This window comes from Embleya sp. NPDC008237, assembly GCF_042956465.1.
Lineage (GTDB): Bacteria > Actinomycetota > Actinomycetes > Streptomycetales > Streptomycetaceae > Embleya.
Genome location: NZ_JBIBGL010000013.1, coordinates 135,033 through 148,579 on the forward strand (window position 1 = coordinate 135,033; position 13,547 = coordinate 148,579).

Annotated in this window: 13 protein-coding genes; 7 read left to right on the forward strand and 6 right to left on the reverse strand. The window is 71.0% G+C overall.

Annotated features, from left to right (window positions below):
* Nucleotides 1–362: 362 nt before the first annotated feature.
* The gene (locus ACFZBU_RS30815) at nt 363–1,892 is read right to left on the reverse strand and encodes an MFS transporter (RefSeq protein WP_391586967.1); all 1,530 of its coding nucleotides are present in this window, start codon (nt 1,890–1,892) and stop codon (nt 363–365) included.
* Nucleotides 1,893–1,998: 106 nt separating this feature from the next.
* Here ACFZBU_RS30815 and ACFZBU_RS30820 point away from each other — a divergent pair, with 106 nt between their 5' ends.
* The gene (locus ACFZBU_RS30820) at nt 1,999–2,634 is read left to right on the forward strand and encodes a TetR/AcrR family transcriptional regulator (RefSeq protein WP_391586968.1); all 636 of its coding nucleotides are present in this window, start codon (nt 1,999–2,001) and stop codon (nt 2,632–2,634) included.
* 280 nt (nt 2,635–2,914) lie between these two features.
* Nucleotides 2,915–4,615, forward strand: coding sequence for a class I adenylate-forming enzyme family protein (locus ACFZBU_RS30825; RefSeq protein WP_391586969.1), 1,701 nt, complete (start codon nt 2,915–2,917; stop codon nt 4,613–4,615).
* Between the two features lie 125 nt (nt 4,616–4,740).
* On the opposite strand, the gene dapD is transcribed toward ACFZBU_RS30825, so the two are convergent.
* Nucleotides 4,741–5,736: a 2,3,4,5-tetrahydropyridine-2,6-dicarboxylate N-succinyltransferase gene (gene dapD, locus ACFZBU_RS30830; RefSeq protein ID WP_391586970.1), complete on the reverse strand. Its 996-nt coding sequence runs from the start codon at nt 5,734–5,736 to the stop codon at nt 4,741–4,743.
* Between the two features lie 101 nt (nt 5,737–5,837).
* Entirely contained in the window at nt 5,838–8,723 is a 2,886-nt protein-coding gene (locus tag ACFZBU_RS30835) for an ATP-binding protein (RefSeq protein WP_391586971.1), read from the reverse strand.
* A gap of 360 nt (nt 8,724–9,083) precedes the next feature.
* Here ACFZBU_RS30835 and ACFZBU_RS30840 point away from each other — a divergent pair, with 360 nt between their 5' ends.
* Nucleotides 9,084–9,494, forward strand: a complete 411-nt coding sequence (locus ACFZBU_RS30840; RefSeq protein ID WP_391586972.1) for a Zn-ribbon domain-containing OB-fold protein — start codon at nt 9,084–9,086, stop codon at nt 9,492–9,494.
* A gap of 220 nt (nt 9,495–9,714) precedes the next feature.
* Here the strand turns inward: ACFZBU_RS30840 and ACFZBU_RS30845 are convergent, their stop codons facing one another.
* Complete coding sequence (locus ACFZBU_RS30845; protein WP_391586973.1) at nt 9,715–9,846, reverse strand: hypothetical protein; 132 nt, start codon at nt 9,844–9,846, stop codon at nt 9,715–9,717.
* Between the two features lie 140 nt (nt 9,847–9,986).
* Here ACFZBU_RS30845 and ACFZBU_RS30850 point away from each other — a divergent pair, with 140 nt between their 5' ends.
* The gene (locus ACFZBU_RS30850) at nt 9,987–10,286 is read left to right on the forward strand and encodes a hypothetical protein (protein WP_391586974.1); all 300 of its coding nucleotides are present in this window, start codon (nt 9,987–9,989) and stop codon (nt 10,284–10,286) included.
* 27 nt (nt 10,287–10,313) lie between these two features.
* Here ACFZBU_RS30850 and ACFZBU_RS30855 read toward each other — a convergent pair whose 3' ends face one another.
* The gene (locus ACFZBU_RS30855; RefSeq protein ID WP_391586975.1) at nt 10,314–10,709 is read right to left on the reverse strand and encodes a hypothetical protein; all 396 of its coding nucleotides are present in this window, start codon (nt 10,707–10,709) and stop codon (nt 10,314–10,316) included.
* 274 nt (nt 10,710–10,983) lie between these two features.
* Here ACFZBU_RS30855 and ACFZBU_RS30860 point away from each other — a divergent pair, with 274 nt between their 5' ends.
* Both ACFZBU_RS30860 and ACFZBU_RS30865 read left to right on the forward strand, forming a co-directional pair.
* Nucleotides 10,984–11,307, forward strand: coding sequence for a chorismate mutase (locus ACFZBU_RS30860; RefSeq protein WP_355542352.1), 324 nt, complete (start codon nt 10,984–10,986; stop codon nt 11,305–11,307).
* Between the two features lie 202 nt (nt 11,308–11,509).
* Complete coding sequence (locus tag ACFZBU_RS30865; RefSeq protein ID WP_391586976.1) at nt 11,510–12,013, forward strand: chaplin; 504 nt, start codon at nt 11,510–11,512, stop codon at nt 12,011–12,013.
* 130 nt (nt 12,014–12,143) lie between these two features.
* Here ACFZBU_RS30865 and ACFZBU_RS30870 read toward each other — a convergent pair whose 3' ends face one another.
* Nucleotides 12,144–12,725: a hypothetical protein gene (locus tag ACFZBU_RS30870; protein WP_391586977.1), complete on the reverse strand. Its 582-nt coding sequence runs from the start codon at nt 12,723–12,725 to the stop codon at nt 12,144–12,146.
* A gap of 258 nt (nt 12,726–12,983) precedes the next feature.
* Between ACFZBU_RS30870 and idi the strand changes: the two genes are divergently transcribed.
* Nucleotides 12,984–13,535 carry an isopentenyl-diphosphate Delta-isomerase gene (idi, locus tag ACFZBU_RS30875; protein ID WP_391586978.1) on the forward strand — a complete coding sequence of 184 codons (552 nt, stop codon included), beginning with the start codon at nt 12,984–12,986 and terminating at the stop codon, nt 13,533–13,535.
* The last annotated feature ends 12 nt before the right edge of the window (nt 13,536–13,547 follow it).

The window sequence follows — 13,547 nt, forward strand, 5'->3', positions numbered from 1 at the left end:
CGCCCCACCGCCCATCATCCCCGCCGAGCGGCCGTTTCGACAGGAACAGGCGGGAGGAGTGCCACGGCGCCGGTCGTCCCGTCGTCGCGATAGAGGTGCCCCGGGGTGGAGCACCCGCTGCCTGTCGCAGGGTACCCGCCTGCCCGGTCTGCCGCCCACGCCGCGTCCCGCTTCGGCCGAAACACAGGGGATTCCCCCAGACGCCGATCACGAAGAGTGGCCGCGGAAGCGGAAATTCCCGCTCCGATCGGTTCGAATCGGACGAACGGCGGCCACGGACACGAACACCCGGACTCGGTTCGGATCGAACCGGGCCCGGGTGTCGCAGTACCGACGGTTTGTCAGCATGTCTGCACGTCGGCCTAGTGCAGGCCGCCGGGAGCGTCGGTGGGCAGGTCGGACTTGCCGACCCGCAGCACCGTCACGGCGACCACGGCGGCGATGCCGAGCAGGATCGAGGCGGTCAGGAAGCCGGCCGTGTAGCCCTCGGTGAGGGCCAGGTTGCGGACCGCCTCGTTGTTGATCGCCTTCTCGCCGAGCTTGCCGAACTGGTGCTTGAACTCGTCGTCCCGGGCGTTCGTGTAGATCGTGGTCAGGACCGCGATCGCCACCGCTCCGCCCACCTGCTGGGTGACGTTGAGCATCGCGGAGCCGATCCCCGCGTCCTCCGGGGCGATCCCGGCCACCGCGGTGGCCATGATCGCGACGAAGATCAGGCCCATGCCCAGACCGAACACCAGCATCGCGGGCAGCAGGCCCACGACGTAGGTCGAGTCGACCTCGAGCAGGGACAGGTAGAACAGACCCAGACCGGCCAGGATCGGACCCACGGTCAGCAGCACCCGCGGCCCGATCTTGGGCAGCATCACGCTGGTGAACTGGGCCGAGATCATCACGCCCGCGCACAGCGGGAGATAGGCCAGACCGGCCTTGATCGGCGAGTAGCCCGCGACGATCTGCATGTAGAGCGTGATGAAGAAGAACGCGCCCATCATGCCGCCCGCCGCGAGCGCCATCACCACGTAGCTCGCCGAGCGGTTGCGGTTGCGGAACAGCCGCATCGGCATCAGCGGCCGTTCGACCCGAAGCTCGATCGCGATGAAGGCCGCGAGCAGCACCGCCGAGACGATCAGCGAACCCACCGTCAGCCCGTCGGTCCAACTCTTTTCCGCGGCGCGGATGACGCCGTAGACCAGGGCGGTCACACCGAGGGTGGAGGTCAGCGCGCCGGGGATGTCCAACCGGCCGCGCCAGATCGCCTTCTCGCCGGTCTTCGCGTCGTCGGGTATCGCCAGCGGCAACGCCGCGACGAGCGCGATGCCGATGGGCACGTTGACGAACATGACCCAACGCCAGGACAGGTACTCGACCAGGAGGCCACCCATGAGCAGGCCGACCGCCGAACCCATGCCCGACACCGCCGCATAGACACCGAACGCCTTGTTGCGTTCCGGGCCTTCCTCGAAGGTGGTGGTCACCAGCGACAGGACCGCGGGGGCCACCATCGCGCCACCGACGCCCTGCAGGGCCCGCGCGGCCAACAACAGCGCCTCGCTGGTGGCGAACCCGCCGAGCAGGCTCGCGACGGTGAACACGATCAGGCCGAGCGCCAGCAGGCGGCGTCGGCCGAAGAGGTCACCGAGCCGACCACCCAGCAGCAGCAGGCCGCCGAAGGTCAGCATGTACGCGTTCATCACCCACGAGAGCGATGTTTCACTGATGTCGAGCGCCTTGCCCATGTCGGGCAGGGCGATGTTCACGATGGTCGCGTCGAGCACGATCATCAACTGGGCCCCTGCCAACAGGGCCAAGGCCAATCCGCGGCGCGCGTGGGGCGCGTCGACGGACGGGGATCCGGTCGAGCCGGCGACCTCGGAAGGTGCCGTCGTCATGGATTGCCTCGCATTACTAGTGGACGTGAGCGTTCTCTACGCGAATCTAGGGCTTTTGCCTTAGAGAACGCAAACGTTTTCTGTACCATGGCGAGCGGAGGCGAGAGTGAGCACAGGAGTACGCGCGGGTCACGTCGAGACAGCCCTGCTGGTCACCGACTACAGACAGCGGCCCCGAAAGCGCGGCGTCACGCTGGAGCGAGCGATCACCGAGGCGGTGCTCGCCGAGCTCGGCGAGCGCGGCTACGGCGCCCTGACCTTCGAAGGTGTCGCGACCCGAGCCGGGACCGGCAAGTCGGCCCTGTATCGCCGCTGGGCGGACAAGATGGGCATGGTCGCCGACGCACTCTCCGCCGCGCTGCCCGATCCGCAATCGCTGACGCTGCCCGGCGCGTTGCGCGCCGACCTGGTCGTCTACCTGGAGACCGTCGCCCACGGCATGCACGGAGCGCTCGGCCTGGGCATGCGGGTGCTCAGCGGCGAGATGTGCCGCCACCACGAGTTCGCCGAGATGTGGGAGCACCGGGTGATCGGGCCCTGGCAGTCCCTCCTCGTGGAGCTGATCACCGACGCGATCGCCCGCGGCGAGGCCCGCACGGGCGCGCTCGCCCCCGAATGCGTGCTCGCCGGCCCCTCCGTCCTGTGCCAACGGTTCACCCTCACCGGTGTGCCGATGTCCCGGGCCGAGATCGAATCCCTGGTCGACAACGCCCTGATGCCGATGATGGTGGCCAGGGACTGACCCGAGCGCGGGTGTGCCGCCGGCCGCCTCCGCGGTGCGGTCGCGATTCGGCCCGGTCCGGGTGTGTACCCACCGGCTCCACCCGTCGCGTCCGGCGCCGAGGCTGCGGTTTCACGGGCACCGGGGGCGACCTGCCCGGGCCCCGTGGCGCCCGGTGTGGGGTGCCGCCGTCGGGTGGGTGGGCTGCGCCCCGTCCCCACGCGCTCTCCACCTGAACACGTGTCAGATCACACCCCCGCTCACTTGAATGACTCGGTCAAGCAGTTCTAGGGTCCGCCCCATGGCCACCACGAACTCCGCCGCGCCCGCACCCGACGCCGCCCTTCTCGCCCTGACCGCCCCCGGCGGACCGTTCGCGCTCGTCGAAGAGGACGTGCTCGGCGTGCCGTTGCGCGTCCTGGCCGATCGCCCACGGTCGATCACCGCGTTCGTCGAGCGGGCCCGTCGGTTCGGCGACCGCGAGTACCTCGTGTACGAGGACCGCCGGATCGGCTTCGCCGAACACGTGCGCGACATCGCCTCGACCGCACTCGCACTGCGCGAGCGATACGGAATCGGCCCGGGGGATCGGGTCGCGATCCTGGCCGCCAACCGGCCCGAGTGGCTGACGGTGTTTCAGGCCGCCGCGGCGCTGGGTGCGATCACCGTCGGCATGAACGGATGGTGGGCCGCCGACGAGATCCGCTACGGCGTACGCGACTGCGCCCCCGCGCTGCTGGTCGCCGACCGGCGTCGGCTGGAGCGCCTGGGCGGGGCGTCGGAGGCCGAGCGGAGCCTGGGTGTGCCGGTGCTGGAGATCGAGGCCCAGTGCGCCGCCCTGGCGGCCTACGCGCCCGATGCCGAGCTGCCGCCGGGCGCCGCCGACGAGGACGACCCCGCACTGATCCTGTACACCTCCGGCACCACCGGCCGGCCCAAGGGCGCCGTGCTCACCCATCGCAACGTGGTTGCGATGCAGAACCTCCAGGCGCTGCTCGCCGCCCGGGCGACCGCACACCTGCCCGCCGAGGTGCTCGCCCAGGCGCCGCCCGGGCGGTGGCTGGTGAACAGCCCGTTCTTCCATGTCTCGGGACTGCTCGCGGGCGCGGTGGCCGCGCTGGCCGGCGGGCAGACCATGGTGCTCTACAGCGGCCGGTTCGAGGTGCCCCGACTGCTCGACCTGATCGAGCGCGAGCGCTGCACCACGTGGTCGCTGGTGCCCACGCTGGGCTGGCGGGTCGCCAACCACCCGGACACCCCGAGGTACGACCTGTCCTCGGTCACCCGGCTGGGCGGCGGCAGCGCGGCCTTCTCCCCCGAACTGGTGCGCCGGCTCCAGGAGGTGTTCCCGAACGCGAAGGGCGCGCTCGGCGTCGGATACGGGCTGACCGAGTCCGGCGGGGTGGCCACCACCGCGGGCGCCGCGCAGCTCCAGGAGGAGCCGGGCGCGATCGGGGCGGCCGTGCCGACCGTGGAGGTGACCGTCCACGACCAGGACGGTCGGCCGCAGCCGGAGGGCGTGGAGGGCGAGCTGTGGATCCGCAGCCCGCTGGTGATGCTCGGCTACTGGGGCAACGACGAGGCCACCGCCAAGGCGCTCACGCCGGACCGCCGGCTGCGCACCGGCGACCTCGGCTACACCCGGAACGGCCGGTTCCACCTGGCCACCCGGCGCAGCGACCTGATCCTGCGCGGTGGGGAGAACGTCTACCCGGCGGAGATCGAACACTGCCTGGACGCGCACCCCGACGTGGCCGAGTCGGTGGTGGTCGGCGTGCCGCATCCGGAGTGGGGCGAGGAGGTCAAGGCGATCGTGGTGCCCGCGCCCGGCGCGGTGCTCACCGCCGAGCTGCTCGGCGCGTACGTCGCGGAGCGCCTGGCGCATTTCAAGGTGCCCGCGCACTGGGAACTGCGCACCGAGCCGCTGCCGCGCACGCCCACCGGCAAGGTGATCCGCGCCGTGGCCACCGGTGCCAAGCCGGCCGACCTGGTCGAGGAGTGAGCCGAGGAGTGGGCGGCTCCCGCCCCGATCGGGGAGTGGGCACCCGGGCAGCCCCGGACCCGACCGCGGAGTGAGCAACCCCGGGCGGGGCGGCGGAGATTCCGCCGGCCCCGCCCGGGAGCGGGTCAGTCGTTCTTGTGCAGTTCCTCGTTCAGCGCGCCCCAAGACTTGGTCCGGGCGATCGCCTCGATCGTGCCGGTGACCGAGTTGCGGCGGAAGAGCAGGCCGTCCCGGCCGGAGAGCTCGGCGGCCTTGACCACCTTGCCGTCCGGGGTGGTCACCCGGGTGCCGGCGGTGATGTAGCAGCCCGCCTCGACCACACAGTCGTCGCCGAGCGAGATGCCGATGCCCGCGTTGGCGCCCAGCAGGCAGCGCTCGCCGACCGAGATGGTCTCCTTGCCGCCGCCGGAGAGCGTGCCCATGATCGACGAGCCGCCGCCGATGTCGCTGTGGTCGCCCACCACGACGCCCGCGCTGATCCGGCCCTCGACCATCGACGCGCCCAGGGTGCCCGCGTTGAAGTTGCAGAAGCCCTCGTGCATCACGGTGGTGCCGGGCGCCAGGTGCGCGCCCAGGCGGACCCGGGTGGTGTCGGCGATGCGCACGCCACTGGGCACCACGAACTCGGTCATCCGGGGGAACTTGTCCACGCCGGCCACCTCGAACGGCACCCGCGCGGCCCGGGCCCGCAGCCGGGCGGCGTCCACGCCGTCGACCGGGACGGCGCCCAGGTTGGTCCACGCGACGTTCGGGAGCACGCCGAACAGTCCGTCCAGGCTCTGCCCGTGCGGGCGGACCAGGCGGTGGCTGAGCAGATGCAGACGCAGGTACGCGTCGTGGGTGTCCACCGGGCCGGCGGCCAGGGACGCGATCACCGTACGCACGGCGACGACCTCGACCCCGCGCACCGCGTCGGTGCCCAGGCCGGCCGCGGCGTCGGCGCCGAGCGCCTCGATCGCCTCGTCGGCGGACAGGCGAACGGTCTCGGCCTTGCCGTCGACGTCGCCCGAGGTCAGCTCGGGTGCGGGGTACCAGGTGTCCAGGACGGTGCCGTCTGCGGCGATCGTCGCGAGACCAGCGGCGACGGCACCAACGGGGGAGGAAGCAGCAGTGTCGATCACCCCGCTACCGTACCGGGACCGCGCGCCGCCGCCGATCGCCGGTGCGTTCGCGTCCCGATCCGGTTTCCCCGTCGCCGGTGCGCGGCCGGGTCCGCGCGCGGCTACTCCGGCTCCGGCCGACGGGTCGGGCCCTCGCGGAACGGCCAGGTCTCGGAACGATCGCCGTCCGCGTCGGGGCGGGCCTCGTCGCGATGCGGGATCCCGAACGGGCTGTATCCGCCGGTGTACTCGTCCACCCACTCGTCCGCATCCGCGCGCTCGTGGTCGACCGGCGGCAGTGCGGTGGCACCGACCAGGGCCTCCACCATCGCCGCGGCCCGGGTCTGCACCGGGATCGCGCCACAGGCCATCGCGGTGTCCCGGGCCCGCTCCAACTCGCCGATGGCGTCCGGCTTGTGGCCGTCCTTGCGCAGCCGGTCGCCGTAGGCGAGCAGCGCCTTGGCGTATTCGTAGTTGGCGCCGACGCCCTCCAAGGCGACCGCCGCGTCCCACAGCGCCTGTTGGGCGTTGACGTTGTCCTCGATCATCCCGGCCACCCGTTTGGCCTGGCCGGCGGCCACCGGGGCGTAGAACGTGTCCGCCCGGGCGACGGCCTGCTTGGCCACCTCGCGGGCCAGCTTCTTGTTCTGCTGTGGCCCCTCGGCGTTCAACGCCTCGGCCAGCAGCAGGCCCCACGGACACCACGCCGGGTTGTCCATGCCGCGGGCGCGCAGCCGGGCGCCGAGCTCGGTCAGCGGCCGGATCACCTCGTCGTGCCTGCCCTGGGCGATCCGCAGTTCGGCGAGCACGATGGCCGGGACCGGCAGGACGCGGGTGGCCTGTTCGGCCTTCGCCGGATCGTCGAAGCCGATCCGGTGCGCGATCTTCTCGGCCTCGTCGAGATCGCCCAGCGCGATCAGGGTCTGGATCAGCACACCGGCCGCGTACCACTGCGACGGCGTGCCCTCGCCCAGTTTGCGGGCCATGTCCAAGCCGGTCTCGGCCTGCTTGCGGGCCTCCTTGAGCTTGCCCTGTCGGTAGGACAACATCGCCCGAAAGGCGTGGCCGTAGGACAGGTGTGCGCGTTGGCGACCGTTGTCCCGGAGTTCGGCCATGCCGCTCTCCAGGAGTTCGTGCGCCTCCTTGAACAGGTCGCAGTAGATGAACGTCAGGGTGAGCACCATCGGGATCTCGAAGCCCCAGCCGTCCTCGACCCAACTGAATCCGGGGCGCTCCTTGTTCGCCGCCTCCGGTCCCAGTGCCGCGCGGGCGAACTTGGTGGTCGTCTGCAACCGCCGTCCCGTGAGCACTCCGTACCAGGCGACCAGAGCGAACAGCGAGTAGTTCGTCCGGGTCGTGGCGCCCTCGGTGTTCAGGCGTACGGTCAGCCGCTGCAGGTTGTGCGCGCGTGAGGCGAAACCGGCGTCGTCCTCCCAGAACGCGGCCCACATGAACAGGTCGGCATACAGCCTCGGTCGTTTCCCGACCGGGGTGATCTGGATCTCTCGCTCCAAGAGCGCGATGCTCTTGGGCAGTTGTCCGCTGAACGCGTACGAGCGGCCGAGTTCGACGACGATGTGGGTGCGCAACTCCGTGCCCGGTTCGTCGGCCTCCTGGAGCGCCTTGGTCAGCGGTTCGAGGCTGGCGGTGGGGTCGTTGACGAAGAGCGCGCGGCCGATGTTGTAGTAGAGCCAGGCGCGCATGTGCGTCGGCGCGAGCTCCGCCAACGCGTGTTCGAGGTAGGTCACGCCGGCCTTCGGGACACCGGAGGCCAGACACTCGCGGGCCGCGTCCACCATCACGTTCGCCGCCCACTCGTCCCGGACGCCGAACACCTTCAACGCGTGTGTCGCCGCGGTCTGCGCGGAGAAGCGGTCCGCGCGCAACAGTCGGGCCGCCTCGTGGTGCATCGCACTGCGCTCGTTCGCCTCGAAGCAATGGCGGTAGACCGCGAGTCGGACCAGCGGGTGGGTGAAACCCCAGTTCGAGCGCGGGTCGTCGACCGACGTGAGGATCTCCTGCCGGTACAGGTCCTCGGCGGCGGCGATGATCGCTTCCGGGGTCAACCCGGTGAGCCGGGAAGCGCGACCGATCGTCACGTGCGGCGTCAGGATCGCGGCGGCCAGCGCCAGCCGGCGGGAGTCCGGCGCGAGCCGGGAGAATCGCTTCTTGAAGTGCTTGTCGACGTACGCGAGGGCCGCGTGCTGCTCCATCGCGACGCCGTGCCGGGGCAGCGAGGACGCGAGCGGCTCGATCCGGGACGCCTCGACGAACCGCAGCAGTTCCCGCAGAGTCTGCGGCTCTCCGCCGCAGCAGTGATGGCAGTGCTCGGCGAACGCGTCGTCGACCGGCCGGTCGGGGAAACGGTGCCGGACGACCGCCGCGGTGCTCTCGAGGCCCAACGCCGTCAATCTGGTCGCCGTTCGACCGGCGACGTGGTCGAGCGTGCGCAGCGATGGCTCCAGAGCGGGGACGTACTCGTCCGGGCGGTAGGACACCACGATCAGGATCGGGAAATCGCGCACCTTGATGGTGAATTGGGCAAGCCACTCCATCGACGGGGGGTCGCCCCAATGCGCGTCGTCGATGACCATGATCAGCGGCGCACGCTCCCGCACGTAGCCGCGGACGACGGCGTCGAGGGCGGACAGCACATCCTCTGTGTCCGGCGCCTCCCCGGGTTGGCGCGGACCGCCGAAGATCGGCCCGAGGATGCCGTGCCACTCGCCGAGCCGTTCCTTCCGGGCCTCGGGGGCGAGCGTGGACAGGTCCTTGAACAGCCGTTTCACCAGACCGTAGACCCGGACCTTCTCCAGGTCGTAGCCGATCACGTGGAGCGAGGTGAAGCCCTCGGACTCGGCCGTGTGCCGGGCCCATTCGAGTACGGCGGACTTGCCCATGCCCGCCTGGCCGGTGACCACCGCGACCCGGCCCTCGCCGGTGTCGCGGACCGCGGCCAGATGTTCGCGCAGTTCGCGTTGGATGAAATCGCGCTCGACGAGAGGCATGGGCTCCGTCCGGACAACGGGGTCGGGTGTGTTCTCGCGCCCCAGGTCACCCGGGCGCGGTGCCATGCGTGGTGCCCTCATCGCGCAACCTCTCTGCCGTGCGTCCCCACCCCGAGCCCGCGCGGAACGATTACGCGCCGTGGCGGATCACTTGCGCTACCCATCCTGCGCCAATCACGCAAGCCCTGTCCCCGACTTGGCCGAGAAGTCCTGTCGACGTCCTCCCCACGGGGGGTGTGATCGGCGAACGGGAACCGAGACGCGGCCGATTCGGCAACCGCGTGCTTGGTGCGCGAGCATGCAGCGACGCTCGTTTCGAACATCGACGGGCCGGAGCAAGTACGACCGAACGGAAAGGCCGTGACACCCGTGTTGGGACCGCAGATCGGTGTACCCGTGACCCCCGCCGCCTCGATGCGGGTGCCCCCGGAATCGGGGGAGTTGCGCTATCAGCGCTGCAGCGCGTGCGAGACGGCGAACTTCGCCCCCACCGAGATGTGCCGCGGCTGCTCGTCGCGCGCGTTGCAGTGGGCCACCAGCGCCGGGCGCGGCAGTGTGTACAGCTGGACCGTGGTGCGCCGGCCCGCCGCGCGCGAAGTCGGCGACCCGTACGCGGTGGCGATCGTGGACCTGGACGAGGGCTATCGCATGCTCACCAATCTGGTCGAGGTGGAACCGACCGAGATCCACTCGGGCATGCGGGTACGGGTGGATCTGCGGCCGACGGGCGAGGAGCGGGTGTTGCCGTTCTTCACGCCCGATCGGAGCTGACACCGCGATCGGAGCCCGATCGTCGATCGCAGCCGAACCGCCGGCCGGGGTCGGAATCCCCGGCCGAGATCGAACTCCCGCCCGGATGCGAACACTTGGTCGGAGCCCGCCGCGGTGCGGCGGCCGGCCCGCGGCGGCCGGCCGTTGTCGCCGGAGGCGATGCCGCCCGGAGCGGACCGCGCGGTCGTTTCCCGCTTTCGACGCGACCGTCACGGCGACATCACGCAGGGTGGCGGGGGCAGGTGCGGCGGCAGCGCTCGACGGCGAGCGTCACCCGCACGGTCGCGGCGCCCAGGCGCCTGAGCAGATCCAGCCGGGCGAGGCCCCCGCAGGGGGGTGCGGTGGGTGTCACGTCGCCGATCGTATACCCGGTGGGGGTAGGTGCCGGTTAGGATTCGATTCCGGTGGGATTGCGGCTTCGACGCGATCACCTGGGGTAATCGGTCGGACAGGGCCCGTCCGGGGTCGCAGGCAGCACGACGAGGAGGCGCGATGACCACCACCGCTATCGCCGCATTGGTCACGCTGTGCGTCGGTCTGGTCGGTTGCCTGTGGCTGCTCACCCGAGGGCGCCGCGCCGAGCGGATGACCGCCGCGGTGCTGATGTGCATGTTCGCGGCGCTGGCGCTGGTGTTCTACTCGATCGGCCAGGGGGGCATGGGCGCGCTGGACGCGGCCCTGATGCTCGGCGTCGCGGCCCCGGCGGGCACGCTGATGGTCGCGGCACGCGGGCGCGGGCTCAGCCGGGTGACCGGCAGCCGCAACCACCGGGCCCGCCGACCGGCGCCGTGATCGGGGCCCGCGTCGAACGATGTGCGGTCAGGTCTTGCCGCCGCGCCGCAACAGGAAGGTCACGCACAGCCAGACCAGCGTGGTGGTGCAGCCCATGATGATCAGCGCGAACGCGATCACCAGCAGGTAGACGCCGGACGTGGTGGCCAGGGCCGCGAAGACCGCCGCGAACAGCACCACCACCAGCAGCACGTGCCACGTGCCGGAGAGCGTGGGTCGACGCAGCCTGCGGCGGGCCCGCTTCGAGGCCGGCATCGAGCCCGCGCCCGGAACGACACGGCCGCGCGCGCCGGTCCGTCGGCGGTTGCGGGAGGGGCGCATGGTACGCAGCGCGAGATCCAGTTCCTGGTCCTTGCGCAGTTCGTACTCGATCTCCTCCAGCATCCGCCGCTCGCTCGGCGTCAGACGCACTTCCTCCATCATGTCGCTCGCCCCCTACTGCAGCCCCGGCCGCATCCCCTTGAGCACCGCCGAACGGTCGTTGCGCCGGGGCAGGGACAGCCGACGGCGCGGACCGTACTCAGAGGGTCCCCCGCAGGTGGCGATGTGACACCTGGCAGAACGAGAGATGACAGGTGGTGATATTTCCTCCGATCACGCGATGAGGCGACGACGGCGAGCGCCTCGGGGATCTCGCGCCCGACTCCGGAACGCCGTCCGTTCGCCGGTGTGACGTCGCCGGGTAGGGTCACCCGTTATGGCCAACGGAACCACTGACGAAACGTCGGGCGAGGCGCCCGGCAAGCCCGCCGAGCTGCTCGACCTGCGGGACAGCATCGACAACATCGACGCCGCCCTGATCCATTTGCTGGCCGAACGGTTCAAGTGCACCAAGCGGGTGGGCGTGCTCAAGGCCGAGCACAAGCTGCCGCCGGCCGATCCGGCCCGCGAGGCGGTGCAGATCCGCCGCCTGCGCGCACTGGCCGAGAGCGCCAAGCTGGACCCCGATTTCGCGGAGAAGTTCCTCAACTTCCTGGTCGCCGAGGTGATTCACCATCACGAGGCAATCGCCCGCGCGTGATCGAGCGACACCCGGCTCGTTGAGCCGATTGCGTGCAGTGCCCGGATTCCCCCGTCGGTAGCGCGGTCTGACGTCTCGTCACACGCGGGTTGCTACTTACGGGGGAAGTTCGCGCGCCCCCCGTCACCGGTCCGCCCCCTCGGGCGTTGGACGTCCCGGAACTTCGGTTCCACCGTCTATCGATCGATGGGAATAACTACCAGTGAACAAGCTCACCAAGGGTGCGGTCGTCACCGCCGCCATTCTCGGCGGTTCGGTTGCGATGGGGGGCCAGGCGTTCGCGTCGGCCGAGGCGGACGGCGCCGCCGTGGACTCGCCCGGCGTGCTCTCCGGCAACAACATCCAGGTGCCGGTGCACATTCCGGTCAACGTGTGCGGCAACAGCGTCAACATCATCGCGGCGCTGAACCCGACCTTCGGCAACACCTGCATCAACGCCGACGGTAGCGACCACGTCACCCCGATGCCCACCGGGCACCCGGGCAACCACACGCCGCCGCACCACGCTCCCCCGGTCGACGACTGCCCGCCGCCGGCCCCGCCGGTCGACGACTGTCCGCCCGAGCTCCCGCCGCCGCCGCACCACGCGCCGAGCGACGACTGCGGCCCGGAGCAGCAGTCGCACCACGCCCGGGGCGGCGACTCCGCGGCGCCGGCCGACTTCCTCGCCGGTGCGGCGAACATGGCCGGTGCGATGATGGGCTGAACGCCCACCACCGTTTGCGCCTCGGCCCCGGAACACCTCCCACGTGTTCCGGGGCCGAGGCCTGTCCGGGACCCGGGCCGGGCTGCGGGACGGCATCCGGGCCGACCCCGGGACCCGGGCGCCGGGCGGGTCAGGCGTGTACGCGATCGCGCAGCCTGCGCGGCGCGGGCTTGGGCTTGGGCGGCTTGCCGAAGGCCTCGAACACACCCACCACCGAGATCACCAGGGAGATCGCGGTGATCGCGCCGAGTGCGCCGAAGAATCCGGTCAGCGCCTCGGTCCGCTCCGCGTCCCCGGTGATCAGGATCAGCAGGCCCAGCAGCGCACCGGCGATCGCCATCGCGCCCAGCGTGCGGGCGAACTCGATCGCCTCGTAGCGGACCCGGTCCACGCCGCGCCGCGGCGGCCGCCACGGCAGCGGTCCGCCGAGGAAGTGATAGCCCACCCGCTGGTCCACCCACCGGATCGCCCGGTGGCCGAACATCACGGTGGTCCCGATGTACAACGCGGCGATCCCGTGCCGCGCTCCGGCGGTGGCGCCGCCGCGCAGGTCCACCACGGCGACCACGAGCAGGATCACCTCCAGCAGCGGCGTGCCGTACAGGAACACGTTGCTCAGCCGGCGGCGACGCAGTGCGTAGCGGCTCAGCAGGCCCAGGGCGATCAACACCCAAAAGCCAACCTCGCAGGCCACGATCATGGCGACGACCACGGCGATCTCCTCCTCGGGAGTGGGAGCGGGAGTGGGTGCCCGGCCGGTCGCCCCGGTGGGACGAGGGCGCCGGCGAGCGGACTCCACCAGCCTGTCCCGCGCAGGCCGCCGGGGGATCGTCGGCAGGTGGGATTCCGCCGTACAGACAACGATGTAGTGGGCCGGACAACGATGGGGCGGGCGTCGGCGCGGTATCGCGGACCCGTGACTCGCCCGCCGGATACTGTGCAGGCAAGGCCGAAACAGCAGGGAGAGCACATGGCGCAGGAGCAGCCGGACGGTCGGGTCATGGTCGAGTTGGTGGACCCACAAGGGAACACGATCGGCCTCGCGGAGAAACTGGAGGCTCATCAGCCGCCGGGCCGACTGCACCGCGCGTTCTCGGTCTTCCTCCTCGACGACGAGGGCCGGGTGTTGATGCAGCGTCGGGCGTTGACGAAGTATCACTCGCCGGGCCGATGGTCCAACACGTGTTGCAGCCACCCCTTCCCGGGCGAGGAACCCAAGGAGGCGGTGCTGCGCAGACTGACCGAGGAGCTGGGCGTCAAGCCCACCGTGCTCGAATCGGCCGGCCTGGTGACCTACGACGTCACCGACGAGGTCTCCGGCCTGGTCGAGAAGGAGTTCAACCACCTCTTCGTCGGCCTGGCCGGTGACGACCTCGGGCTCAACCCGGAGGAGGTCGACGACGTCGCGTACGTGCCGCTGGCCGAGCTGGACGCGTGGCTGGCCGCACACGAACACACCGCGTGGCTGAGCGCGGTGCTCGACCCGGTTCGGGAACCGCTCGCGGCGCTCGCCGCACGCTGAGCACACCGCGAA

What these genes read in the sequence shown, in the direction of transcription:
- ACFZBU_RS30825 (WP_391586969.1), top strand. Translation starts at nt 2,915, where the DNA reads ATGGCCACCACGAACTCCGCCGCGCCCGCACCCGACGCCGCCCTTCTC.
- ACFZBU_RS30850 (WP_391586974.1), top strand. Translation starts at nt 9,987, where the DNA reads ATGACCACCACCGCTATCGCCGCATTGGTCACGCTGTGCGTCGGTCTG.
- idi (WP_391586978.1), top strand. Translation starts at nt 12,984, where the DNA reads ATGGCGCAGGAGCAGCCGGACGGTCGGGTCATGGTCGAGTTGGTGGAC.
- ACFZBU_RS30855 (WP_391586975.1), bottom strand. Translation starts at nt 10,709, where the DNA reads ATGATGGAGGAAGTGCGTCTGACGCCGAGCGAGCGGCGGATGCTGGAG.
- ACFZBU_RS30815 (WP_391586967.1), bottom strand. Translation starts at nt 1,892, where the DNA reads ATGACGACGGCACCTTCCGAGGTCGCCGGCTCGACCGGATCCCCGTCC.
- ACFZBU_RS30835 (WP_391586971.1), bottom strand. Translation starts at nt 8,723, where the DNA reads ATGCCTCTCGTCGAGCGCGATTTCATCCAACGCGAACTGCGCGAACAT.
- ACFZBU_RS30860 (WP_355542352.1), top strand. Translation starts at nt 10,984, where the DNA reads ATGGCCAACGGAACCACTGACGAAACGTCGGGCGAGGCGCCCGGCAAG.